The sequence below is a fragment of the Blautia sp. HCN-1074 genome (assembly GCF_037890165.1).
In the GTDB taxonomy this organism is placed as follows: Bacteria; Bacillota; Clostridia; order Lachnospirales; family Lachnospiraceae; genus Blautia_A.
The window spans coordinates 18910-43905 of sequence record NZ_JBBKBP010000002.1; the positions used below are offsets into that span (position 1 = coordinate 18910).

Here is a 24996-nt window from a genome sequence, read left to right on the forward strand (position 1 = left end):
GATCAGTATCTCATAACAGATCAGTATCTCATAACAGATCAGGGATGAAGAGGGGGATTTATTATCGACAAAATTGTGAAGAAAGGGGATTTAATTACATGGCGGGATTTAAAATGAAAGTAACACCTGAAATTGAAAATCTGACTGATATCTGCAAGGAGCATACAAGTCTGGATCTTTCTCTATATGGAAAATATGATGTAAAGAGAGGTCTGCGTGACATTAATGGAAAAGGCGTTCTTGCGGGGCTGACACAGGTTTCCAATGTCAAAGCTACAAAGATCGTAGATGGTAAAGAAGTTCCATGTGTAGGCAGTCTTTCCTACAGGGGATACGATATTAAAGAACTGACAAAGGGCTTTATTGAAGACGACAGATATGGGTTTGAAGAAGTTACATATCTGTTGTTGTTTGGGAAGCTTCCTGACAAGAAGCAGCTTGCTGATTTTACAGAGCTTCTGGCTGATCAGCGATCACTCCCGACAAATTTTGTCCGCGATGTTGTAATGAAAGCACCAAGTAAGGATATTATGAATGCTCTTTCAAGAAGCGTGCTCACATTATATTCTTATGATACAAATCCAGATGACACGTCATTGCCAAATGTACTCAGACAATGTCTGAATCTTATCAGTGTATTTCCACTGCTGTCTGTCTATGGTTATCAGGCTTATAACCATTACATAAAGGGAAAGAGCCTTTATATCCATAATCCGAAGAAAGAACTTTCAACGGCAGAGAACATTCTGAGAATGTTAAGACCAGATAAGAAATACTCACATCTGGAAGCGAAGATTCTGGATATTGCACTTATTCTTCATATGGAGCATGGCGGAGGTAATAACTCTACATTTACAACTCATGTTGTCTCTTCATCAGGAACCGATACTTATTCTGCGATTGCGGCAGCACTTGGATCTTTAAAAGGACCAAAACATGGCGGCGCAAACATTAAAGTTGTCAAAATGTTCAATGATATGAAGAAAGAAGTTAAGGACTGGAAAGATGAAGACGAAGTCCGTGCATACTTAAAGAGACTTCTTCATAAAGAAGCATTTGATCAGAAAGGACTGATCTATGGTATGGGACATGCCATCTATTCTGTATCTGATCCGCGAGCCGAAGTGTTTAAAACTTATGTGGAAACACTGGCAAGGGAGAAGGGCAGAATGAAGGATTATGGTCTGTATTCTATGGTAGAACGTCTGGCACCGGAAGTAATTGCAGAGGAACGTCGTATTTATAAAGGGGTAAGTGCCAATGTGGATTTCTACAGTGGCTTTGTCTACAGTATGCTGGATCTGCCGCTTGAGCTGTTTACGCCGATGTTTGCAGTTGCGCGTATCGTAGGATGGAGTGCTCACCGAATGGAAGAGCTTATCAATGCTGACAAGATCATTCGTCCTGCATACAAGAACGTTCTGGAACCGGCGGTATACGTTCCACTTAATGAGCGTTGATCGTAAAAAATACAAATAAAGGAATAGCTGTAAATGTTTAAATGTTTTTTTCCGGATGAATATGTGGATTCTACTTATGTGATTGACTTTGATAATCTGTATGCGCAAGGATACAGGGGGCTTTTATTTGATATAGATAATACTTTAGTACCCCATGGCGCACCGGCAGATGAGAGAGCATGCGCATTGTTTGCACATTTGAAGGAACTTGGCTTTAAGTGTTGTTTCCTGTCGAATAATCAGTATGAAAGAGTTTCCTCTTTTAATGATGCGATAGGAGAATATTTCATAGAAGATGCACACAAGCCTTCAACGAAGAATTATATCAGGGCAATGGAACTCCTTGGAACTGACAGGAGTAATACGATTTTTGTGGGAGACCAGCTGTTTACTGATATATTTGGAGCGAAACGTGCAGGAATCCGTAATATTCTGGTGAAACCACTCAATCCGAAAGAAGAGATTCAGATCGTACTTAAGAGATACCTTGAAAGAATTGTGCTATATTTTTACCGTAAAGAGGAGGGGAATTCATGAACCATATTGTTATCATAGGATTTATGGGTTCAGGAAAAACAAAAGTAGGAAAACGTCTGGCAAAGGATTTTAATCTGCCGTTTATAGATGTTGACCGCGTAGTAAGTAAAAAGATGAACCTTACAATGAAAGAGATTTTTGAAAGATTTGGAGAACCATTTTACAGAGCACTTGAGACTACTGTAATTAAGGCTTTAATCGATGATCCGGAACAGAAAGTTATTTCACTGGGAGCCGGACTGCCGATGCAGGAGCAGAATGCCAAATATATCAAGAAGCTTGGGACTGTGGTATATCTGAAAGGATCTTACGCTACATTGAAGAAGAGACTGGAGAATTCCAGCAATAATCCTTTGATCGAAGGTGAAGATAAAGAAGACAAGATCAAGAAACTTCTGAAACAAAGAGATCCGGTTTATGCGAAGTTTGCGGATGTTGAGATGGTCACAGGAGACAAGCCTTTTGAGGATCTGATCGCCCAGCTTGAAGAAAAATTAAAAACATATGTAAAAAATAGTTGAAAAAAGCGTCGGAATATTATAAAATTAAATAAGAGTGTGTCACGAAGATGAAGAATGAGAAAGACACACACTTTGAACCGGCTGTTGCTGTAAATGCCATTTCAGAATGAAAACCGGCGGGAAACAGCATCGCTGAACTTGTACTATTAAGGAGGAAATATAACTATGATTTCAGCAGGTGATTTCAAAAACGGTATCACACTTGAAATTGACGGAAACGTATGTCAGATTGTTGAATTCCAGCACGTAAAACCAGGAAAGGGTGCTGCTTTCGTAAGAACAAAATACAAAAATATCATCACAGGAGCAGTTCTTGAAAAATCTTTCCGTCCTACAGAGAAATTCCCGGCAGCACGTATCGAGCGTGTAGATATGCAGTATCTGTATGATGATGGTGATCTGTACTATTTCATGAACGTAGAGACATATGATCAGGTTGGTCTTACAAAGGATCAGGTTGGCGATTCTCTTAAATTCGTTAAAGAGAACGAAATGGTTAAGATTTGTTCCCATAACGGAAACGTATTTGCTATCGAGCCACCTCTGTTCGTAGAACTTGAAGTTACTGAGACAGAGCCAGGATTCGCAGGAAATACAGCACAGGGCGCTACGAAACCGGCTACTGTAGAAACAGGTGCACAGGTTCAGGTTCCGCTGTTCGTTAACCAGGGCGATAAACTGAAAATCGATACAAGAACAGGAGAATATCTCTCCAGAGTATAATTGCAGGTTATCATTAAGGATTTGCGGTTATAAGAACGTAATCAGACTGCCATCGGTGAAGACCGGTGGCAGTTTTTGTATAGGAGGAATGAAGTGATGGAATACGTAACACTTGGAAAAACAGGATTAAAAGTTTCCAGAATGGGGCTTGGTGGAATCCCGATTCAGAGAATTGATGCAGAAGGAACAAAAAGTCTGCTACATAAACTGGCAGATCAGGGTGTGAATTATATTGATACAGCCAGAGGCTATACAGTAAGTGAAGAGTATCTTGGATATGCGTTAGAAGGCATCAGAGATAAATTTGTACTTGCAACAAAGTCTATGGCGCGCACAAAAGAATCTATGGCGGCAGATATTGAGAAGAGTCTTCATAATCTTCGCACAGATTATATTAATCTGTACCAGGTACACAATCCAAGTATGGAGCAGTTGGATCAGGTGCTGGCAGCAGGCGGTGCTCTTGAGGCATTACAGGAAGCAAAGGCGGCAGGCAAGATCGGACATATTGGATTAACTGCACATTCAACAGAAGTATTTGCACGTGCGCTGGAACTGGACTGGGTAGAGACGATTATGTTCCCATATAATATCGTAGAGAGTCAGGGTGAGGAACTGATTGCAAAATGTAAAGAGAAAAATATCGGATTTATTGATATGAAACCACTGGCAGGAGGCGCTATTGAGAATGGAACACTGGCACTTCGCTATATCTGTGCCAATAAGAATGTCACAATCGTAATTCCTGGAATGGCAGAAGAGAAGGAAATGGAAGAAAACATCAAAGCCTGTCTTGATTCTTCTCCGTTAAATGAGAAGGAATTGAAAGAAATTGAAGAAGTCAGAGAACAGCTTGGCACAAATTTCTGCCGCAGATGTAACTATTGTGCTCCATGTAGTGTGGGAATCGATATTTCGGGTGTGTTCCTGTTCGCAGGATATCTTAACCGTTACGGACTGGGAGACTGGGCAAGAAACCGTTACAGTTCTCTTGCAGTGAAGGCTTCCGCCTGTATAGAATGCGGCAAATGTGAAACCAGATGTCCGTACCATCTGCCAATTCGCGAAATGTTGAAAGAATGTGCACAACAGTTTGGTGAATAAAAAACATCCACAGGGAATTACCCTGTGGATGTTTTTATGGACCTGGCGGGAATTGAACCCGCGTCCGAAAGCCTATTCATTAAGGCATCTCCCATCACAGTCGCTGTTTTAACATTCCCTCGGATGTACGCCCACCGACAGGCTTACAACCTTAGTAGCTTCATAATACATCTACCGGGGCAAAGCTTACCCGGCAAGGTTTCTCACATAGTCGACGCCAGATTCCTGAAGTGTGAGTGCATCAGGGCTGACGAGCAGCAATTAGGCTGCTAACGCGTACTGTTCGTCTGCGTTTATATTTAGGTTCCCGGTTGGTACGCAGTCCAGGAGTCTGCGGATGGCTTCCCCAACTTCAAAGCCCCCGTCGAAACCAGTACAAGCCCTGAATATGACTCTTGCTACGCTGTCCTTTTATAAAACTGCACTGGTGGTAAGACGAAAGCGTGTTTCTTAATGTTGGCATATATTATATGCTAGATGAATTTAATTATATGAAAGAATTTAAACGCTGTCAAGTCTATTTTTGCTAAAATTTCTTTTTGTTTCTTTTGTATGTTCACAAAACCTACATAAATCTTTGCTATAGTACCGTTATAGAAAATTACAGATGATTGTTCATATTTCAATTTCATATAAAATGAACAATGATTTAGCTGATGAAAGAAGAAGCAGCAGGGTAGGATACGAGCTGCTTTGAAAGATAAAAAAGAAAACGGAGGAGATAAAGATGGATGCATTGAAAATCCTGGTGGTAGATGATGAAAGTCGTATGAGAAAACTGGTAAAGGACTTCCTGACAAAGAAGAATTTTCAGGTGCTTGAAGCAGGTAACGGTGAGGAGGCTATGGATATCTTTTATGAAGAAAAGGATATCGCGCTGATCATTCTTGATGTCATGATGCCGAAGATGGACGGATGGGAAGTCTGCCGTGAAATCCGTAAAAATTCAAAGGTGCCGATCATTATGCTGACAGCGAGAAGCGATGAGAGAGACGAACTACTCGGATTTGATCTGGGAGTAGATGAATATATTTCCAAGCCATTCAGCCCGAAGATTCTTGTGGCGAGAGTAGAAGCAATTCTCCGACGTACCGGTCAGAGTAATCCGGAAGATGTGCTTTCGGCAGGTGGTATCGTGATAGACAAAGCCGCACATCTGGCTACCGTAGATGGCAATCCGATGGAATTAAGCTTCAAGGAATTTGAACTTCTGACTTATTTCCTGGAGAACGAGGGAATAGCTCTTTCCAGAGAGAAGATTCTTAATTCTGTATGGAATTACGACTACTTCGGAGATGCCCGTACCATTGATACCCATGTCAAGAAACTCAGAAGCAAAATGGGTGACAAAGGTGAATATATCAAAACTGTATGGGGCATGGGTTATAAGTTTGAGGTAGACGAATGACAGTAAATGAGAATACAGGTGAGAAAGGGCTTCCAGGTGAAAAAACTGATGAAAAAGAAATTCAAAAGAAATTAAAGAATGAGTCAGCGCCTGCTGAAAAATCACAAAAAAATAAGAAACGTATGAAACGAGTCAAAGCTAAAAAATTTCATTCTCTGAAGCATCAGATTTCAGTGTTGTTTATAGGATTGCTGTTATTATCTATTTTCGGCATTACTCTGATTAACGGTCTGTTTCTTGAAAAGTATTACGTGTCCAAGAAAGTGGAAGCACTAGAAGAAGCAAAAGTACTTTTATCCCAGATGAATCTGGATGATATACTAGAATATGACACAGATTCGGGAGAAGACACAAAAGAAGCAAAAGCTGAGATTCCGGATGAGATTGAATGGAACAGTTCCAGAAATAACCTTACGTGGATCATTGTAAATGAGGAGAACAGTGGATATTATTACTGGGGCGAGAATAATATGGCCAAGATGCTCCGAAGTAAATTATTCGGATATGTGAATGATCTTGATAAGGATATGGAGCGCAGCCGTATTCTCAAACAGACAGATACCTGTACTATGTGGCAGGTACATGACCGATTTGCAGGTATGGAATATGTAGAATGTTGGGGGCAGTTTGATAATGGCTATTATTTTCTGATCCGTTCTCCACTGGAAAGTATAAAAGAAAGCGCTGCTATTTCTAATAGTTTTTATTTTGTTGTAGGAGCGATCATAGTTGTGATCAGCGGATTGATCATTCTGGTAGTAACAAGTCGTATTACCCGACCAATCAGTGAACTGACAAAGTTATCAGAAAAGATGTCGGATCTTGATTTTGAGGCAAGATATCAGAGTTGGGCGGGAAATGAGATTGATGTGCTTGGTGATAATTTCAACAAGATGTCCAGAAAACTGGAAAGTACGATTTCTGAACTGAAATCGGCAAATAACAAATTGCAGAAGGATATTGAAGATAAGATCAAGATTGATGAAATGCGTAAAGAATTTCTGGATAACGTATCACACGAGCTGAAAACTCCGATCGCGTTGATTCAGGGCTACGCAGAAGGTCTGAATGAAAATATTTCCGATGATCCGGAGAGCAGAGAGTTTTACTGTGAAGTTATCATGGATGAAGCATCCAAAATGAATAAACTGGTAAAGAATCTGTTGACCTTAAATCAGCTGGAATCCGGTAAAGATGCTCCGGTGATGGAGCGTTTCGATATTGTATCTCTGATAAAAGGAGTGATTGGCTCTATGCACATTGTGATTGAGCAAAAAGAGGCAACAGTGATTTTTGAAGAGACAGAGCCCGTATACGTCTGGGCAGATGAATTTAAAACGGAAGAAGTTGTAACAAATTATACAAGCAATGCGTTAAATCATCTGGATGGAGAACGTAAGGTGGAAATCAAAGTACTCCGTGAGGGTGATTGCGTAAAAGTGACAGTATTTAACACAGGAACTCCGATTCCGGAAGAGGATATTCCAAATCTCTGGAATAAATTCTATAAAGTAGATAAAGCACGTACAAGAGAGTATGGCGGAAGCGGCATTGGACTTTCGATTGTTAAGGCGATTGTTGAGGGCATGAACCAGAAGTATGGCGTATGTAACTATGATAACGGTGTTGAGTTCTGGTTTACGCTGGATTGCAGACAGTAAGAAATTAAGAGAACATTGTCAGATGATCTTTCCTGTAAAGTAAAAGACCTGTCTTTCAGTCAGAAGTATGCGATAATGCGATAACTAATGAATAGTAGCAGATGACTGAAATAAAAGAAAATAAAAAGAAACAAAAACAGACAGTTGCAAAGAAATTATACTTTGCAACTGTCTGTTTTTGGGTTATACTGTATTGTAGCTATGCAAATATAGCGGGCGGATATTCTTATCCGCCGGATCTGAATCAAAGGTAAAACAGACAGTTGATTCAGTTTGACAGGTACTCTGAGGTATACTTGGATTACTATATAATGAGGAAAAAGATAATGATATAGGAGGACAACATGATAGCGATAATCGATTACGACGCCGGAAATATCAAAAGCGTGGAAAAAGCACTTCATTATCTTGGAGAAGAAACAATTGTAACCCGTGATCCGCAGACTTTATTAAGTGCAGATAAAGTGATTCTGCCGGGAGTGGGAAGTTTTGGGCAGGCTATGGAGAATCTCCATACATATGGACTTGTACCGGTGATTCATGAGATTGTAGAGAAAAAGATACCATTTCTTGGAATCTGCCTTGGACTTCAGCTCCTTTTTGAAAGCAGTGAAGAAACCCCTGGTGTAGAGGGACTTGGAATCCTGAAAGGTAAAATCGTTAAGATTCCACCGGCAGCAGGACTTAAGATTCCGCATATGGGCTGGAACTCTCTGCATCTTCAGAATAATGGCAGATTGTTTGAAGGAATTCCGGAACAGACCTATGTATATTTTGTTCATTCCTATTATTTGCAGGCAGAGGATCCTGAAATCATAAAAGCAACGACAGAATATAGCACCTGCATTCATGCATCTGTAGAGAAAGACAATGTATTTGCGTGTCAGTTTCATCCGGAAAAGAGCAGCAAATGGGGACTGAAAATACTTAAGAATTTTGCTGCTATCGGAAAAACAACAGAAACTGACGAAAAGGAGGGAAGATAAATGTTTACAAAGAGAATTATTCCCTGCCTGGATGTAAATAATGGACGTGTGGTAAAGGGCGTTAATTTTGTTCAGCTTCGTGATGCCGGTGATCCGGTGGAGATTGCGAAGGCTTATGATGCGGCGGGAGCAGATGAACTGGTATTTCTGGATATTACAGCATCCTGCGAACAGAGAGACACCGTCGTAGATATGGTAAGACGTGTAGCTGCCAATGTATTTATTCCTTTTACAGTAGGCGGCGGAATTCGTACAGTAGATGATTTCAAGAAGCTGTTAAGAGAAGGCGCGGATAAAATTTCTGTAAATTCTGCGGCTATCGACAGACCGGAGCTTATCAGTGAAGCGGCAGATAAATTCGGAAGCCAGTGTGTTGTAGTTGCCATTGATGCCAAGAGAAGAGAAGATGGCGGCTGGAATATCTACAAACATGGTGGAAGACTGGATACAGGAATCGATGCTGTAGAATGGGCGAAGAAAGTGGAAGCCCTTGGCGCAGGTGAGATTCTTCTTACCAGCATGGACTGCGATGGAACGAAAGCGGGATATGATCTGAAACTTACCAGAGCAATCGCAGATGCAGTATCCATTCCGGTGATCGCATCAGGCGGTGCAGGTACATTGGAGCATTTTTATGATGCGCTTACAGAAGGAGGAGCAGATGCTGCGCTGGCTGCGTCTTTGTTCCATTATAAAGAACTGGAGATTTCACAGGTTAAGGATTACCTGGCAGACAGAGGAATTTCCGTGAGAAAGTAGAAAAGAGGTATCATAGTTATGTCAGCTATTACAGGTGACTGGCTGGAGGCATTGAAAGGTGAATTCCACCAGCCGTATTATGCCAAGCTTTATAAAACGGTAATGTCTGAATATCAGACAAGAAAGATTTTTCCACCGGCAGACGAACTGTTTAATGCGTTTCACTTTACGCCTCTTCATGAGGTGAAGGTAGTGATTCTGGGGCAGGATCCGTATCATAATGACGGACAGGCACATGGATTATGCTTTTCTGTAAAAAGAGGAGTAGAGACACCTCCGTCGCTGGTGAATATTTATCAGGAGCTCCATGATGACTGTGGATGTTATATTCCGAATAACGGAAATCTGGAGAAATGGGCGAAGCAGGGTGTGCTTCTTTTGAACACAGTTCTGACAGTACGTGCACATCAGGCTAACTCACACAGAGGAATTGGCTGGGAACAGTTTACAGATGCCGCGATCCAGGTTCTGAATGAACAGGATCGTCCAATCGTATTTTTGTTATGGGGACGTCCGGCACAGATGAAGAAATCCATGCTGAACAATCCGAAACATCTGATCCTGGAAGCACCTCATCCAAGTCCATTATCTGCTTACAGAGGATTCTTTGGGTGTAAGCATTTCAGCAAAACAAACGAATTTCTGATTGCCAACGGTCTGGAACCGATCGACTGGCAGATAGAAAATATATAAGAAAAGAGGTAATGTGTAGTCAGAAGAAAGACACACAGCAACAACATGAATCAGAAAAATAATTTAGTAAAAAATGCATCCTTTCTGATGATTGCGGCAATGGTTTCCAAGGTAATCGGGCTGCTGTATAAGAGTCCGCTTTCCAACATTATCGGAAGCCTTGGAATGGGATATACAAGTCTTGCGCAGAATGCGTACATGATTCTTCTGATGATCGCGTCATTCAGCATTCCGCAGGCAGTATCAAAACTGATTTCCGAGCGCATTGCTCTGAGAGATTACAGGAATGCGCATAAGTTCTTTAAGGGAGCTATGATCTATGCGATGATCGTTGGAGGTGCAGTAGCACTGTTTTGTCTCTTCGGGGCAGGATTGATTATTCCAAGCAATCAGAAAGATGCAATTCTTGCGCTGCAGATCCTTGCGCCGACCATTTTCCTGTCCGGAATCCTGGGCGTGTTCAGAGGATATTTCCAGGCATATAGAAATATGATGCCTACATCTATTTCTCAGATTATTGAACAGGTATTTAATGCGGCAGTCAGTCTTCTGGCAGCCTGGGGATTTATCAACGTATTTGCGGATGGAACAGAGAACAGCATTGCGAAATGGGGAGCTGCGGGATCTACAGTAGGAACAGGAGCCGGTGTGGTCACCGCATTGATTTTTATGCTTCTGGTATACGGCGTGAATCGTGGAAAGATTATGCATCGTGTAAACAGAGATCATAAGCACCAGGAAGAGTCATATAAAGATATTTTCCGCGTGATCGTACTGGTAGTTTCGCCAATCATCCTCAGCGCATTTGTATATAATGTCAATGCATATATTAATGGATATCTTTTCTCAGATATTCTTGGCAGAAGAGGCGGAGACGCAACACAGATTGGCATTCTCTATGCAGAATACGCAACTTACTTTATGACGATTATTAATATCCCACTGACCTTATCCAGTACAGCGCCGACTTCTATGATTCCTGAAGTATCTGCGTTGTATGCTACAGGAGATATTGAGGCAACCAGAGAATGTATCGATCAGACGGTGCAGCTTTCTATGGTAGTTTCTGCGCCGTGTGCGATGGGACTTGCAGTACTTGCACAGCCAATTGTATTCCTGCTTTATGGAAATTCCACAGGGCTTGCAGCGAATCTGCTCATCCTTGGATCATTTTCCATTCTCCTAAACGGAATGTCAAATATTTCCAATGGTGTTCTGCAGGCAATCGGACAGCAGAAGATTCCGGTTATCACAGCTGCAATTGCATTGGTTGTGGATATCATTGTGGTAGTGGTATTGCTGTTTACGACAAACCTGGGAGTTTATGCACTGCTGATTGCGATGGTGATTTATTCTATCGTTGTATGCGTGCTGAATGATCTGGCAATGAAGAAATATCTGCAGTACAAGAATCCATGGAAAAAGGGTTACCTGTATCCGATTCTTGCATCTGTTCCAATGGGAATCGTTGCAGGATGCATCTGCTATGGATTGAATATTTTTGTGAAATCCAACTTCATCTGCCTGATCGTTTCGATTCCAATCGCGGCAGTTGTTTATCTGCTTGCTTATCTGATCATCAGTAAGCCATCAGAGGCAGAATTGAGAAGAATACCGGGAGGAAGCTATCTTGTAAAAGTTGCTGAGAAACTTCCGTTCTGGCAGAATAATAATTAAATAAAAGTAAAAGAGCTGTATTCCAGATACTGTTACATTTCTACGCAAGAATATAAAACAGATATCTGTGTGATACAGCTCTTTTATTTGCTTAACAGATATAATTTAAATAGGGAAATATTATTTCAACTGGAAAATAAATGAATATAAAAGCCCTTATTATCTGCCGGTTATTTCTTCTGTGCTTTTTTCAGATTTTTCTGAGCAGTGGAGAGCATCAGTTTGATTCGGTTCAGCTGGTTAACTTCGCTGGCGCCTGGATCATAGTCGATGGCTACAATGTTTGCTGTAGGATATTCGCGGCGGATTTCTTTGATAACACCCTTACCTACGATATGGTTCGGCAGACATCCGAAAGGCTGGATACAAACAATATTCGGAACATCTCCATGGATCAGTTCCATCATCTCTCCTGTCAGGAACCATCCTTCACCTGTCTGGTTTCCGGTGGAAACGATCGGAGATGCCATTTTTGCCAGATCTCTGATATCAGCAGGCGGTGCGAAATGACGGCTCTGCGCAAGGGCTTCGCTTGCAGGCTTTCTCACCCATTCGATTGCTTTGATTCCCCAGTTTGCCATGGTTGCCTTGGACTTCTTGAAGCCAAGATTTTCTACCTTGAAGTTCTGATTATAGAAACAGTAGCACATGAAATCGATCAGATCCGGTACAACTGCCTCAGCACCTTCAGATTCCAGAAGCTCTGCCAGATGATTATTTGCAGCAGGCAGGAACTTGACAAGGATCTCACCTACGATGCCGACACGAGGCTTCTTCACATCGCTGATCGGAATTGTGTCAAATTCATGAACCATTTCACGGCACATTTTCTTAAACTGGCTGTGGCTGACACTGCTTCCGCTTAAGAAAGAAATCACACGCTGTTCCCAGATTTTGTGCTTTCTGTTTACGATTCCCTCTTCCAGTTCGTAAGGACGCATACGGTATACGCATTTCATCAGGATATCTCCGAATACGGCACCGTACGCAACTTTTTTCACCAGTGGAAGAGTAAGTTTGAATCCCGGGTTGCTTTCCAGACCACTTAAGTTGACGGAAATAACCGGAATCTGCTCCATACCGGCTTTCTTTAACGCGCGGCGGATAAATGCAATGTAGTTGGAAGCACGACATCCACCGCCTGTCTGTGACATGACAACGGCTGTCTTATTCAGGTCATATTTGCCGGAAAGCAATGCATCCATGATTTGGCCAACCACGATCAGAGACGGATAGCAGGCATCATTATTTACGTATTTCAGACCTACATCTACGGCGTGTTTGTTATCGTTTGGAAGTACTTCCAGATTATATCCGCAGGAATTGAAAGCTGCCTGTAAAAGGCTGAAATGGAACGGCGACATCTGCGGACAGAGAATCGTATAATCCTTTCTCATTTCCTTTGTGAAGGATACTTTATCAATAGAAGCCGGTTTGATATTACGTTTCTGTCCCTGAGCTTTCTTTGCACGGATCGCAGCGATCAGGGAGCGGATACGGATCCTTGCTGCACCGAGGTTGTTTACTTCATCAATCTTTAAGCAGGTATAGATTTTGTCGCTTCCGTCGAGAATTTCATAAACCTCGTCAGTAGTAACGGCATCCAGACCACATCCGAAGGAGTTGAGCTGAATCAGGTCGAGGTCATCACGAGTCTTAATGTAGTTTGCGGCTGCATACAGTCTGGAATGATACATCCACTGGTCATTTACACGAATCGGACGTTCTATAGGTGCCAGATGAGAGATGGAATCCTCAGTAAGTACAGCGATTCCATAACTGTTGATCAGATCCGGGATACCGTGATGGATTTCGGGATCAATGTGGTATGGGCGTCCTGCGAGAACAATACCGTGACGGCCTGTTTCCTCCAGATATTTCAGAGTCTCCTCGCCCTTTTTCTGCACATCGCGGCGGGCAGCAGCCATTTCTTCCCATCCTTTATGTGCCGCAGCTTTGACTTCTTCAACCGGGATATCCTTGAATTCCTCTATCAGACGCTTGGTCAGGATTTCCTCAGAGGTAAACGCAAGGAACGGATTGCGGAAATCAATGGACGGATCATTTAATTCATCTACATTGTTCTTGATATTCTCTGCATAGGAAGTAACAATCGGGCAGTTGTAATGGTTGACTGCATCCGGAAATTCGTTACGTTCATATGGGATACATGGGTAGAAAATAAATTTCACACCATTTCGGATCAGCCATGTCACATGACCATGTGCAAGCTTAGCCGGGTAACATTCGGACTCACTTGGGATGGATTCAATTCCCAGCTCGTAAATCTTTCTGGTGGAAGTAGGTGAAAGAACAACCTCGTACTTCAGTTCTGTAAAGAAAGTATACCAGAAAGGATAATTTTCAAACATATTCAGAACACGCGGGATACCTACCTTGCCTCGCGTTGCCTTGTCAGCACTGAGAGGTGTGTAGGAGAAAATACGTTTATATTTATATTCATAAAGGTTCGGAATATGATCTTTGTTTTTCTCTTTGCCAATACCGCGTTCGCAACGGTTTCCGCTGACATACTGGCGGCCGCCGGAGAACTTGTTGATAGTCAGACGACAGTTGTTGGTACATCCGCGGCAGTTTGCCATGGAAGTTGTATATTTCAGCTCATTGATTTTGTCAATGGAGAGCATAGTAGTTTCTGCACCTTCCTGATGGCGTTCGCGGGCAATCAGCGCAGCACCGAAGGCCCCCATGATTCCGGCGATATCCGGACGGATGGCTTCGCAGCCGGCAATCTTTTCGAAACTTCTCAGAACTGCATCATTGTAGAAAGTACCACCCTGTACAACGATGTGTCTGCCAAGTTCGGAAGCATCAGAAACTTTGATAACCTTATAGAGTGCATTTTTGATAACAGAGTAAGCAAGACCTGCGGAAATATCGGAAACCTCAGCTCCCTCTTTCTGTGCCTGCTTTACCTTGGAATTCATGAAAACAGTACATCTGGTACCAAGATCAATAGGATGCTGTGCAAAAACAGCAGCTTTTGCGAAATCCTGTACTGTATAATTCAGAGATTTGGCAAAGGTTTCAATAAAGGAACCGCATCCGGAGGAGCATGCTTCATTCAACTGTACGCTGTCAACGGTCTTATTGCGGATTTTGATACATTTCATATCCTGTCCGCCGATATCTAGGATACAGTCTACCTCCGGGTCAAAGAAAGCAGCTGCATAGTAATGAGATACGGTTTCAACCTCGCCCTCATCCAGGAGCAGGGCAGCCTTGATCAGAGCCTCGCCGTAACCTGTAGAGCAGGAATAAGCAATCTTTGCATCTTTGGGAAGCAGTTCGTAAATCTCTTTAATAGAACGGATGGTAGTTTTTAACGGGTTTCCGTTGTTGCTGCTGTAAAAAGAATAGAGAAGTGTTCCGTCTTCGCCTACCAGCGCAGTTTTGGTTGTGGTGGAACCTGCATCAATACCCAGATAGCAGTTTCCCTTATATGTAGCCAGATCTCCTGTTTTTACTTTGTAAGAACTCTGACGTTTCGCAAATGCATCGTATTCTTCCTGAGAAGCGAAAAGCGGTTCCATACGTTCTACTTCAAAATCCAGCTTAATGGAATTGCGAAGTCTGTCTTTCATCTCTGTCAGGGAAATAGAATTGTCTTCTTTTGCATTTAATGCAGAACCAATGGCTGCAAAAAGATGGGAGTTCTCTGGAATGATAGTGTGTTCCTCATCCAGCTTCAAAGTACGGATAAAGGATTCTCTCAGTTCGGACAGGAAGTGGAGCGGACCACCCAGGAATGCAACATGTCCACGAATGGGTTTTCCGCAGGCAAGACCGGAGATGGTCTGGTTTACAACTGCCTGGAAAATAGAAGCTGACAGATCCGGTTTGGTTGCACCGTCATTGATCAGCGGCTGGATATCAGTTTTGGCGAAAACACCGCAGCGTGCAGCAATCGGGTAGAGTGCCTTGTAATCTTTGGCATATTCGTTCAGACCTGTTGCATCTGTCTGGAGAAGAGAAGCCATCTGGTCGATGAAAGAACCGGTACCGCCTGCACAGATACCGTTCATACGCTGTTCTACATTTCCGTTTTCGAAATAAATGATCTTGGCATCCTCGCCGCCAAGCTCAATGGCAACATCTGTCTTTGGTGCCAGCTTCTGCAGAGAAGTAGAAACGGCAATAACCTCCTGGGTAAAAGGAACGCCGAGATGATTGGCAAGGGTCAGACCGCCGGAACCTGTGATCACAGGATGGAGAGTCATCTCACCATACTGATCAAAGGCCTCCTGAAGAAGGTCTGCAAGGGTTTCCTGAATGTTCGCAAAATGACGCTTATAATCCGCGAAAATGAGATTTTCATTCTCATCTAAGATCGCGATCTTTACAGTAGTGGAACCAATGTCAATTCCAAGTGTTTTGTAATTCATAAAGTAAATTCAAGCCTCCTCGTATTGTATATAAACAAAGTTGAAATTTTCCTGTTACTGTTCATGCTGATATCATGCAAAGCGTGTTGCCGGACATGAAGTAAACAGTAAAAATCTATCCTGTTCTTTCCTATTAAATACCTGTTTCCAGATATGGAATATTCCGTAATATTATACGCTAATGGTCTGGAAAAGACAATATGAAAGTTTACCAAGGTTTGAGTGAATTGCAGTTGAAAATTCAGCTATTTCAAGATATAATAAAAAAAGTAATTTTTATCAAGAGGAGAAGAAAAATGGCAGAATATAAACTTCTGAAAACAGAGGGGCGTGCCAAACGTGCGGAGTTTCATACAGTGCATGGTACGATCCAGACTCCTGTTTTTATGAATGTGGGAACGATCGGTGCGATTAAAGGCGCTGTATCCACTATGGATTTACAGCAGATCGGAACACAGGTAGAATTATCAAATACTTATCATCTTCATGTGCGCCCGGGTGATAAAATAGTAAAGCAGTTAGGTGGCCTTCATAAATTTATGGTATGGGACAAACCGATCCTTACAGACTCAGGCGGATTCCAGGTATTTTCCCTTGCAAAGCTGAGAAAGATCAAAGAAGAGGGAGTCTATTTTAACTCCCATATTGACGGACATAAGATCTTTATGGGGCCGGAAGAGAGTATGCAGATCCAGTCCAATCTTGCCTCCACTATTGCCATGGCATTTGATGAATGCCCCAGCAGTGTGGCTGACAGGGATTATGTGCAGAAATCTGTAGACAGAACCACACGATGGCTTGCCCGCTGCAAGGCAGAGATGGCAAGACTGAACAGTCTGCCGGAGACCATTAACAAAGAACAGCTTCTGTTTGGAATCAACCAGGGCGCTGTTTATGAAGATATCCGTATTGAGCATGCCAAAGCGATCTCTGAAATGGATCTGGATGGCTATGCTGTCGGTGGTCTGGCAGTTGGAGAAACCCATGAAGAGATGTACAGAATCCTGGATGCGGTAGTCCCCTATCTTCCTCAGAATAAACCTACTTACCTGATGGGTGTGGGAACACCGGCCAATATTCTGGAAGGTGTTGAACGTGGAATTGATTTCTTTGACTGCGTATATCCAAGCCGTAACGGTCGTCATGGACATGTATATACCAATCATGGAAAGATGAATCTGTTTAATGCAAAATATGAACTGGACACACGTCCTATCGAAGAAGGCTGTCAGTGTCCTGCATGCCAGCATTACAGCAGAGCCTATATCCGTCATCTTCTGAAAGCAAAGGAAATGCTGGGAATGCGTCTCTGTGTACTTCACAATCTGTATTTCTATAATCATATGATGGAAGAGATCCGAGATGCTCTTGATGCAGGAAACTTCGCAGAATATAAGAAAATGCGGCTGGAAGGCTTTGAAGAGGGAAAAATAAACTCGAAAAGATAATCTGTATATAAAATAATTATTAAATATGCCAAAAACTCTTGAAGTAAAGCGGTTTTTTGTGTATGATGTGTAGTGACGCTTTAATCGGATTGTTATGCATGAAATACAAGATTTCATATAGAAAGTAACAGAGATTATAAGTGAATTGCAAAGCAGCTCTTCAGTATGAGCAGCCGTCAGGACGGTCTGTAAATATGTGATGGACTGCAAATATGCAGAATAACAGGATAAGTTACAGGAGGAATCAAAATGGACGCATCAAGCGGAATGGGTATGGTTGGCGCTATTGTCTGGATGGTAGTACTGTTTGGAATTATGTACTTCTTAATGCTTCGCCCTCAGAAAAAAGAGCAGAAGAGACTTCAGGCAATGTTAAATGACATGGAGGTTGGCGACAGCATTGTTACTACCAGCGGCTTTTATGGAGTTGTCATTGACATGACAGAAGAAGATGTGATCGTAGAATTCGGTAACAACAAAAACTGCCGTATTCCAATGAGAAAACAGGCAATCGCTGAAGTTGAGAAAGCCGGAAGCGCTGCCGAATAATGAAAGAGATATAAAAAAGCAGAACCTATAGTCAGTGATGACTGTGGTTCTGTTTTTTTATAGTAAAATCTCCGGAAAAAAACACTTTTATATTTTTTCACTTTAATAGGTTGAAATCTGTCGGAAAGTGCGTTATTATAATAACAATTACGCAATTAGAGTATTTTTGGAGGAAATTATTATGGATTATAAGATTGCATTGATCCCCGGCGACGGAATCGGACCGGAAATCGTAAGAGAAGCAAAGAAAGTACTGGACAAGGTATGCGAGAAATATGGACACAGCTTTTCCTATTCAGAAGTTCTGTTAGGCGGTGCATCCATCGATGTACACGGCGTACCCCTTACTGATGAGGCAATTGCCACTGCCAAATCATCAGACGCCGTACTGATGGGCTCTATTGGCGGAGATGCAAAAACTTCTCCATGGTATAAGCTTGAGCCATCCAAACGCCCGGAAGCAGGACTTCTTGCAATCCGTAAGGCATTAAATCTTTTTGCAAACTTAAGACCGGCTTACCTTTACAATGAGCTGAGAAAAGCGTGCCCTCTCCGCGATGAGATCATCGGAGACGGATTTGACATGATCATTGTACGTGAGCTTACAGGCGGTCTGTATTTCGGAGAACGTCAGACAATTGAAGAGAACGGTGTGAAGAAAGCGATTGATACACTTTCCTATAACGAAAACGAAATCCGTCGTATTGCCATCAAAGCATTTGAGATCGCACGTAAGAGAAGAAATAAAGTGACAAGCGTAGATAAGGCAAATGTTCTGGATTCTTCCAGACTCTGGAGAAAAGTGGTAGAGGAAGTTGCCAAAGATTATCCGGATGTTACCTTAGAGCATATGCTGGTTGACAACTGCGCAATGCAGCTTGTACGTGATCCGAAACAGTTCGATGTTATCCTTACAGAGAATATGTTCGGAGATATCCTTTCAGATGAGGCAAGTATGGTAACAGGCTCCATCGGAATGCTTTCTTCTGCAAGCTTAAATGAAACAAAATTCGGTCTCTATGAGCCAAGCCATGGTTCTGCACCTGATATTGCAGGACAGGATAAGGCAAACCCTATCGCAACCATCCTTTCCGCAGCAATGATGCTCCGTTTCTCCCTTGACATGGATAAAGAAGCAGATGCAGTGGAAGCAGCAGTACAGAAAGTCCTGACAGAGGGATACCGCACAGGCGATATCATGTCAGAGGGATGCAAACTTGTAGGAACAAAAGAGATGGGCGATCTGATCGCAGCAGCTCTGTAAGAATTGATATTAAGAGGATTCAGCCGGCGCAGGCAGATTACGGGGTCAGGAATTCCGGTTGAATCATTAAAAAATAAATAAAACAGTAAGAAAAGAGGAAATAAAACAATGAGAAGTGATGCAGTAAAAACAGGCACACAGCAGGCACCTCACCGTTCCCTGTTTAATGCTCTTGGAATGACAAAAGAGGAAATGGACAGACCTCTGGTAGGTATCGTAAGTTCTTACAATGAAATTGTACCGGGTCATATGAACCTTGACAAGATCACACAGGCAGTTAAGCTTGGTGTGGCAATGGCAGGCGGTACACCTGTTATGTTTCCGGCAATCGCAGTATGTGACGGTATTGCAATGGGACACGTTGGAATGAAATATTCTCTGGTTACCAGAGACCTGATCGCAGATTCCACAGAAGCCATGGCAATGGCACATCAGTTTGATGCACTGGTAATGATTCCAAACTGTGATAAGAACGTACCCGGACTTCTGATGGCAGCAGCCAGACTGAATGTTCCTACTGTATTTGTAAGCGGCGGTCCGATGCTTGCCGGACATCTGAACGGACACAAGACAAGCCTTTCCAGTATGTTCGAGGCAGTAGGTGCTTACGCAGCAGGGAAACTTGATGAGGACGGCCTGACAGAATGTGAAATGAAGACATGTCCTACCTGCGGATCCTGTTCCGGTATGTATACAGCAAACTCCATGAACTGCCTGACAGAAGTTCTTGGTATGGGACTGAAAGGAAACGGAACAATTCCGGCTGTATATTCTGAACGTATCCGTCTTGCAAAACACGCAGGTATGCAGGTTATGGAAATGTACAGAAAGAACATCCGTCCAAGAGACATCATGACAAAAGAAGCAATCCTCAATGCCCTGACAGTAGACATGGCACTTGGATGCTCCACAAACAGTATGCTTCACCTTCCGGCTATTGCTCATGAGATCGGAATGGACTTTGATATCAGCTTTGCAAACGAGATCAGCGCAAAGACTCCGAATCTCTGCCACCTTGCACCTGCAGGCCCAACATATATGGAAGACTTGAACGAAGCAGGCGGTGTATACGCAGTTATGAACGAACTGAATAAGAAGGGACTCCTTCATACTGAGTGCATGACAGTCACAGGCAAGACAGTAGGCGAGAACATCAAAGACTGTGCAAACTTAAATCCTGAAGTTATCAGACCAATCGACAATCCATACAGCCAGACAGGCGGACTTGCAGTACTTAAAGGTAACCTTGCACCGGACGGCGGTGTTGTAAAACGTTCTGCAGTTGTAGAAGAGATGATGGTCCATGAAGGACCTGCAAGAGTCTTTGACTGCGAGGAAGACGCAATCGCAGCTATCAAAGGCGGCAAGATCGTAGAGGGTGACGTAGTAGTTATCCGTTACGAAGGACCGAAAGGCGGCCCTGGCATGAGAGAGATGCTGAATCCTACATCTGCAATCGCAGGTATGGGACTGGGATCTTCCGTAGCCCTGATCACAGACGGACGTTTCAGCGGTGCATCCAGAGGAGCATCCATCGGACACGTATCACCGGAAGCAGCAGTCGGCGGACCGATCGCACTTGTTGAAGAGGGCGATATCATCAGCATCAACATTCCGGAACTGAAACTGGAGATCAAGGTTTCTGATGAAGAAATGCAGGCAAGAAAAGCAAAATGGCAGCCTCGCAAGCCAAAGGTAACAACAGGATATCTTGCAAGATATGCTGCAATGGTAACCTCCGGAAACAGAGGAGCAATCCTTGAGGTACCAAAAGCAAAATAAAGATGAACAAGTACCCGGCGGGAATTACAGCATAACCTGTGATTCCTGCCTGAAAAGTTAGGAGGATACGTAAAGATGCAGCTTACAGGCGCTGAAATCATCGTTGAATGTTTAAAAGAACAGGGCGTTGACACTGTATTCGGATATCCGGGCGGTGCCATCCTGAATGTATATGACGCCCTCTATGAATATAAAGACCAGATCACACATGTACTGACTTCCCATGAACAGGGAGCTTCCCATGCAGCAGACGGATACGCAAGAGCAACAGGTAAAGTCGGCGTATGTCTCGCAACCTCCGGTCCCGGAGCTACTAATCTGGTAACAGGAATCGCAACTGCATACATGGATTCCGTACCAATGGTGGCAATCACATGTAATGTAGGAACTCCGCTTCTCGGAAAGGATTCTTTCCAGGAGGTTGATATTACAGGAATTGTAATGCCCATCACAAAGCACAGCTTTATCGTAAAAGACATTACAACTCTGGCAGATACCGTCCGCAGAGCTTTCTATATCGCAAAGAGCGGCCGCCCGGGTCCTGTACTTGTAGATGTGACAAAGGATGTGACAGGCGCGAAATATGAATACAATGCCTGCACTCCGGCAGCCATTACACCAAAAGTAGATACAATCAAAGATAAGGACATCGAAACAGCAGTCCGGATGATCAAAGATGCAAAGAAACCGTTCATCTTCACAGGCGGCGGAACAATTATCTCCGAAGCATCCAAAGAAGTGACAGAACTTGCTCACAAAATCGATGCTCCGGTATGTGACAGCCTTATGGGGAAGGGGGGATTTTCCGGCGAAGATCCTTTCTATACAGGAATGCTTGGAATGCATGGAACAAAAGCATCAAACCTTGGCGTTTCCGAGTGTGACCTTCTGATCGTTCTGGGAGCCAGATTCAGCGACCGTGTCACAGGAAATACAAAGACTTTCGCTAAGAATGCAAAGATTCTCCAGATCGATGTAGATGCTGCGGAGATTAATAAGAACATTATCGTAGATGCAAGTATCGTAGGAGATGAGAAAGAAGTTCTGAAACGAATTCTGAAAGAACTCCCGGAGATGAAACATCCGGAGTGGACAGCACATATCAGCGAACTGAAAGAGAAATATCCGCTAAGATATGATCATTCCCAGCTGACAGGTCCATACATTATCGAGAAACTTTACGAGCTGACAAAAGGTGACGCGATCATCACCACAGAAGTAGGCCAGAACCAGATGTGGGCAGCTCAGTATTTCAAATATAAAGAACCAAGAACATTCCTTTCATCCGGTGGATTAGGAACGATGGGATATGGACTTGGAGCGGCAATCGGTGCGAAGATGGGAAGACCGGACAAGACGGTAGTAAATATCGCAGGTGACGGATGCTTCCGTATGAATATGAATGAGATCGCCACAGCAGTCCGCTGCGGCAAACCATTGATTGAAATCGTACTTAATAACCATGTACTTGGAATGGTGCGTCAGTGGCAGACATTGTTCTACGACCACAGATATTCCCATACAATTTTAAATGATTCCGTTGATTTTGTAAAACTGGCAGAGGCTATGGGTGCGAAGGCAATCCGTATCACTACCATGGATGAAGTGGAACCTGCTTTGAAAGAAGCACTTGCATGTCCGGGACCAATCGTACTTGACTGTATGATCGATCAGGATCTCAGCGTATTCCCGATGGTACCGGCAGGCGCAAGCATTGATGACATTTTTGACGAGGAGGATATGAAAAACAATGAGCAGAGTGTATAATTTTTCCGCAGGACCGGCTGTATTGCCGGAAGAGGTATTAAAAGAAGTTGCAGAGGAGATGATGGACTATCAGGGAACTGGTATGTCTGTAATGGAAATGAGCCACAGAAGCGCTGATTTCCAGAAAATCATTGACGAAGCAGAGCAGGATCTGCGCGACCTGATGAAGATTCCGGATAACTACAAGGTATTATTCCTTCAGGGCGGAGCTTCTCAGCAGTTTGCTGCAATTCCTATGAACCTCATGAAGAATAAAGTTGCTGATTACATTGTTACAGGTCAGTGGGCAAAGAAAGCATATCAGGAAGCACAGAAATATGGAAAAGCAAACAAGATTGCTTCTTCCGAAGATAAGACATTCTCTTACATTCCTGACTGCAGTGACCTGCCGATCAGCCCGGATGCGGACTATGTATACATTTGTGAAAACAACACAATTTACGGAACAAAATTCAAAGAACTCCCGAACACAAAAGGAAAAACTCTGGTAGCAGATGTTTCTTCCTGCTTCTTATCTGAGCCGGTTGATGTATCCAAATATGGAATCATCTACGGCGGTGTTCAGAAGAACATCGGACCTGCGGGTATGGTAATCTCCATTATCCGCGAAGACCTGATTACAGACGATGTTCTGGAAGGCACCCCAACTATGCTGAAATTTAAAACACAGGCTGATGCAGGTTCTCTTTACAACACACCGAACTGCTACTGCATCTATGTATGCGGTAAAGTCTTCAAATGGCTGAAGAAAATGGGTGGTCTGGAAGAAATGAAGAGACGCAACGAAGAGAAAGCAAAGATCCTCTATGATTATCTGGATCAGAGCAAACTCTTCAAAGGAACAGTCGTAGCAAAAGACCGTTCTCTTATGAACGTACCATTCGTAACAGGTGACAAGGATATGGATGCCAAATTTGTAAAAGAAGCAAAAGAGGCAGGACTTGTAAACTTAAAAGGACATCGTACAGTCGGCGGTATGCGTGCAAGTATCTACAACGCTATGCCAAAAGAAGGTGTAGAAGCACTGGTTGCTTTCATGAAGAAGTTTGAGGAGGAGAATGCATAATGTTTCAGTATCATTGCCTGAATCCCATCGCAGAAAAAGGTCTGGGATTATTTGATGAAGACTATAAGAAAACAGAAGAACTGGAAGGAACCGATGCCATCCTTGTAAGAAGTGCTAAGATGCATGATATGGAACTTCCGGAGAGCGTAAAAGTAATCGCACGTGCAGGTGCAGGTGTCAATAACATTCCTGTCAAAGACTGCGCAGAGAAAGGTATCGTAGTATTTAACACACCGGGTGCCAATGCAAACGGCGTTAAGGAACTTGTTCTCGCAGGTATGCTCCTTGCATCCCGTGATATCGTCGGCGGTATCGAATGGGTTGCCAAAGAGAAAGACAAAGAGGACATTGACAAACTTGCCGAGAAACAGAAGAAGCAGTTCGCAGGCTGCGAGATCATGGGTAAGAAACTTGGTATCATCGGCCTTGGTGCAATCGGAGCAATGGTAGCAAACGCTGCATCTGCTCTTGGAATGGAAGTATACGGATATGACCCGTACATCTCTATTGATGCTGCATGGAATCTTTCCCGCACTATCAAACATATCAAGAGCCTGGATGAGATTTATTCCCAGTGCGATTATATCACCATCCATGTACCTCTTCTTGACAGCACAAGACAGATGATCAACAAAGAAGCATTAGACAAGATGAAAGACGGCGTAGTACTTCTGAACTTTGCCCGCGATCTTCTGGTTGATGAGGATGCTCTGATCGAAGCATTAGACAGCGGAAAAGTGAAGAAATATGTGACAGACTTTGCAAACCATACCGTAGCAGGTCATGCCGGAATTCTGGTAACTCCACATCTTGGAGCATCCACAGAGGAATCCGAAGAAAATTGTGCGGTAATGGCAGTGAAAGAAGTAAGAGATTTCCTTGAGAACGGAAACATCAAGAACTCTGTAAACTTCCCGAACTGTGATATGGGAACCTGCGTAGCAGTAGGACGTATCGCAATCTGCCACAAAAATATCCCGAACATGATCAGTCAGTTCACCAAGATTCTCGGTGCAGAAGGCCTGAACATCGCAGATATGACAAATAAGAGTAAAGGCGAATACGCTTATACTCTGATCGATCTGGAAAGCACAGCATCCAAAGAAGCACTGGATGAACTGAAAGCAATCGAAGGCGTATCAAGAGTACGTGTGGTAAAATAAATAGTAAGTTAGAAGCTAACGG

Annotated in this window: 19 protein-coding genes and 1 other RNA gene; 18 read left to right on the forward strand and 2 right to left on the reverse strand. The window is 43.1% G+C overall.

The window, feature by feature from the left end:
• Positions 1–98: 98 nt before the first annotated feature.
• From WKT11_RS02300 to WKT11_RS02320, 5 genes are all read left to right on the forward strand, one after another.
• Complete coding sequence (locus WKT11_RS02300; RefSeq protein WP_340282259.1) at positions 99–1460, forward strand: citrate/2-methylcitrate synthase; 1362 nt, start codon at positions 99–101, stop codon at positions 1458–1460.
• Positions 1461–1493: 33 nt separating this feature from the next.
• Positions 1494–1997: a YqeG family HAD IIIA-type phosphatase gene (locus WKT11_RS02305; protein WP_117677034.1), complete on the forward strand. Its 504-nt coding sequence runs from the start codon at positions 1494–1496 to the stop codon at positions 1995–1997.
• Complete coding sequence (locus WKT11_RS02310) at positions 1994–2518, forward strand: shikimate kinase (protein WP_118410592.1); 525 nt, start codon at positions 1994–1996, stop codon at positions 2516–2518. Before WKT11_RS02305 ends, WKT11_RS02310 begins: the two co-directional genes overlap by 4 nt.
• A gap of 165 nt (positions 2519–2683) precedes the next feature.
• Positions 2684–3241 (forward strand): elongation factor P, encoded by a 558-nt coding sequence (gene efp / locus WKT11_RS02315; protein WP_008703519.1) that lies wholly within the window; start codon positions 2684–2686, stop codon positions 3239–3241.
• Between the two features lie 96 nt (positions 3242–3337).
• On the forward strand, positions 3338–4345 hold the full coding sequence (locus tag WKT11_RS02320; RefSeq protein WP_117677036.1) for an aldo/keto reductase: 1008 nt from the start codon (positions 3338–3340) through the stop codon (positions 4343–4345).
• 34 nt (positions 4346–4379) lie between these two features.
• Here the strand turns inward: WKT11_RS02320 and ssrA are convergent.
• Positions 4380–4728: a transfer-messenger RNA gene (gene ssrA, locus WKT11_RS02325) on the reverse strand.
• 344 nt (positions 4729–5072) lie between these two features.
• Between ssrA and WKT11_RS02330 the strand changes: the two genes are divergently transcribed.
• The 6 genes from WKT11_RS02330 to WKT11_RS02355 all read left to right on the forward strand — a co-directional run bounded on the left by WKT11_RS02330 (position 5073) and on the right by WKT11_RS02355 (position 11529).
• A complete protein-coding gene (locus WKT11_RS02330; RefSeq protein ID WP_117677037.1) occupies positions 5073–5753 on the forward strand; it encodes a response regulator transcription factor in 681 nt (226 codons plus the stop codon).
• 122 nt (positions 5754–5875) lie between these two features.
• Positions 5876–7414 carry a sensor histidine kinase gene (locus tag WKT11_RS02335; protein ID WP_117677060.1) on the forward strand — a complete coding sequence of 513 codons (1539 nt, stop codon included), beginning with the start codon at positions 5876–5878 and terminating at the stop codon, positions 7412–7414.
• 344 nt (positions 7415–7758) lie between these two features.
• Positions 7759–8400, forward strand: coding sequence for an imidazole glycerol phosphate synthase subunit HisH (gene hisH / locus WKT11_RS02340; RefSeq protein WP_117844212.1), 642 nt, complete (start codon positions 7759–7761; stop codon positions 8398–8400).
• Positions 8401–9159, forward strand: coding sequence for an imidazole glycerol phosphate synthase subunit HisF (hisF, locus tag WKT11_RS02345; RefSeq protein WP_117677039.1), 759 nt, complete (start codon positions 8401–8403; stop codon positions 9157–9159). It begins immediately after the preceding gene.
• An 18-nt stretch (positions 9160–9177) separates the two neighbouring features.
• The gene (gene ung / locus WKT11_RS02350; protein WP_117677040.1) at positions 9178–9852 is read left to right on the forward strand and encodes a uracil-DNA glycosylase; all 675 of its coding nucleotides are present in this window, start codon (positions 9178–9180) and stop codon (positions 9850–9852) included.
• A gap of 45 nt (positions 9853–9897) precedes the next feature.
• Positions 9898–11529, forward strand: coding sequence for a putative polysaccharide biosynthesis protein (locus WKT11_RS02355; RefSeq protein WP_117677041.1), 1632 nt, complete (start codon positions 9898–9900; stop codon positions 11527–11529).
• A gap of 170 nt (positions 11530–11699) precedes the next feature.
• Here WKT11_RS02355 and WKT11_RS02360 read toward each other — a convergent pair whose 3' ends face one another.
• A complete protein-coding gene (locus WKT11_RS02360; RefSeq protein WP_117677042.1) occupies positions 11700–15935 on the reverse strand; it encodes a 2-hydroxyacyl-CoA dehydratase in 4236 nt (1411 codons plus the stop codon).
• Between the two features lie 296 nt (positions 15936–16231).
• On the opposite strand from WKT11_RS02360, the gene tgt reads away from it, so the two are divergent.
• The 7 genes from tgt to WKT11_RS02395 all read left to right on the forward strand — a co-directional run bounded on the left by tgt (position 16232) and on the right by WKT11_RS02395 (position 24974).
• The gene (gene tgt / locus WKT11_RS02365; RefSeq protein ID WP_340282270.1) at positions 16232–17383 is read left to right on the forward strand and encodes a tRNA guanosine(34) transglycosylase Tgt; all 1152 of its coding nucleotides are present in this window, start codon (positions 16232–16234) and stop codon (positions 17381–17383) included.
• Positions 17384–17632: 249 nt separating this feature from the next.
• On the forward strand, positions 17633–17932 hold the full coding sequence (gene yajC / locus WKT11_RS02370) for a preprotein translocase subunit YajC (protein WP_117677043.1): 300 nt from the start codon (positions 17633–17635) through the stop codon (positions 17930–17932).
• A 181-nt stretch (positions 17933–18113) separates the two neighbouring features.
• Positions 18114–19196, forward strand: a complete 1083-nt coding sequence (gene leuB, locus WKT11_RS02375) for a 3-isopropylmalate dehydrogenase (protein WP_008703487.1) — start codon at positions 18114–18116, stop codon at positions 19194–19196.
• Positions 19197–19304: 108 nt separating this feature from the next.
• Positions 19305–20978, forward strand: coding sequence for a dihydroxy-acid dehydratase (gene ilvD, locus WKT11_RS02380; RefSeq protein WP_117677044.1), 1674 nt, complete (start codon positions 19305–19307; stop codon positions 20976–20978).
• Positions 20979–21053: 75 nt separating this feature from the next.
• Complete coding sequence (ilvB, locus tag WKT11_RS02385) at positions 21054–22745, forward strand: biosynthetic-type acetolactate synthase large subunit (RefSeq protein WP_118774988.1); 1692 nt, start codon at positions 21054–21056, stop codon at positions 22743–22745.
• Positions 22729–23811, forward strand: coding sequence for a 3-phosphoserine/phosphohydroxythreonine transaminase (serC, locus tag WKT11_RS02390; protein ID WP_062807761.1), 1083 nt, complete (start codon positions 22729–22731; stop codon positions 23809–23811). The genes ilvB and serC overlap by 17 nt, the downstream gene beginning before the upstream one ends.
• Entirely contained in the window at positions 23811–24974 is a 1164-nt protein-coding gene (locus WKT11_RS02395) for a phosphoglycerate dehydrogenase (protein ID WP_118516430.1), read from the forward strand. The genes serC and WKT11_RS02395 overlap by 1 nt, the downstream gene beginning before the upstream one ends.
• Positions 24975–24996 lie beyond the last annotated feature (22 nt).

Bases quoted from the DNA above. Each gene is read 5' to 3' on its own strand.
- WKT11_RS02300 (WP_340282259.1), top strand. From the start codon at position 99: ATGGCGGGATTTAAAATGAAAGTAACACCTGAAATTGAAAATCTGACT.
- WKT11_RS02305 (WP_117677034.1), top strand. From the start codon at position 1,494: ATGTTTAAATGTTTTTTTCCGGATGAATATGTGGATTCTACTTATGTG.
- WKT11_RS02310 (WP_118410592.1), top strand. From the start codon at position 1,994: ATGAACCATATTGTTATCATAGGATTTATGGGTTCAGGAAAAACAAAA.
- efp (WP_008703519.1), top strand. From the start codon at position 2,684: ATGATTTCAGCAGGTGATTTCAAAAACGGTATCACACTTGAAATTGAC.
- WKT11_RS02320 (WP_117677036.1), top strand. From the start codon at position 3,338: ATGGAATACGTAACACTTGGAAAAACAGGATTAAAAGTTTCCAGAATG.
- WKT11_RS02330 (WP_117677037.1), top strand. From the start codon at position 5,073: ATGGATGCATTGAAAATCCTGGTGGTAGATGATGAAAGTCGTATGAGA.
- WKT11_RS02335 (WP_117677060.1), top strand. From the start codon at position 5,876: ATGAAACGAGTCAAAGCTAAAAAATTTCATTCTCTGAAGCATCAGATT.
- hisH (WP_117844212.1), top strand. From the start codon at position 7,759: ATGATAGCGATAATCGATTACGACGCCGGAAATATCAAAAGCGTGGAA.
- hisF (WP_117677039.1), top strand. From the start codon at position 8,401: ATGTTTACAAAGAGAATTATTCCCTGCCTGGATGTAAATAATGGACGT.
- ung (WP_117677040.1), top strand. From the start codon at position 9,178: ATGTCAGCTATTACAGGTGACTGGCTGGAGGCATTGAAAGGTGAATTC.
- WKT11_RS02355 (WP_117677041.1), top strand. From the start codon at position 9,898: ATGAATCAGAAAAATAATTTAGTAAAAAATGCATCCTTTCTGATGATT.
- WKT11_RS02360 (WP_117677042.1), bottom strand. From the start codon at position 15,935: ATGAATTACAAAACACTTGGAATTGACATTGGTTCCACTACTGTAAAG.
- tgt (WP_340282270.1), top strand. From the start codon at position 16,232: ATGGCAGAATATAAACTTCTGAAAACAGAGGGGCGTGCCAAACGTGCG.
- yajC (WP_117677043.1), top strand. From the start codon at position 17,633: ATGGACGCATCAAGCGGAATGGGTATGGTTGGCGCTATTGTCTGGATG.
- leuB (WP_008703487.1), top strand. From the start codon at position 18,114: ATGGATTATAAGATTGCATTGATCCCCGGCGACGGAATCGGACCGGAA.
- ilvD (WP_117677044.1), top strand. From the start codon at position 19,305: ATGAGAAGTGATGCAGTAAAAACAGGCACACAGCAGGCACCTCACCGT.
- ilvB (WP_118774988.1), top strand. From the start codon at position 21,054: ATGCAGCTTACAGGCGCTGAAATCATCGTTGAATGTTTAAAAGAACAG.
- serC (WP_062807761.1), top strand. From the start codon at position 22,729: ATGAGCAGAGTGTATAATTTTTCCGCAGGACCGGCTGTATTGCCGGAA.
- WKT11_RS02395 (WP_118516430.1), top strand. From the start codon at position 23,811: ATGTTTCAGTATCATTGCCTGAATCCCATCGCAGAAAAAGGTCTGGGA.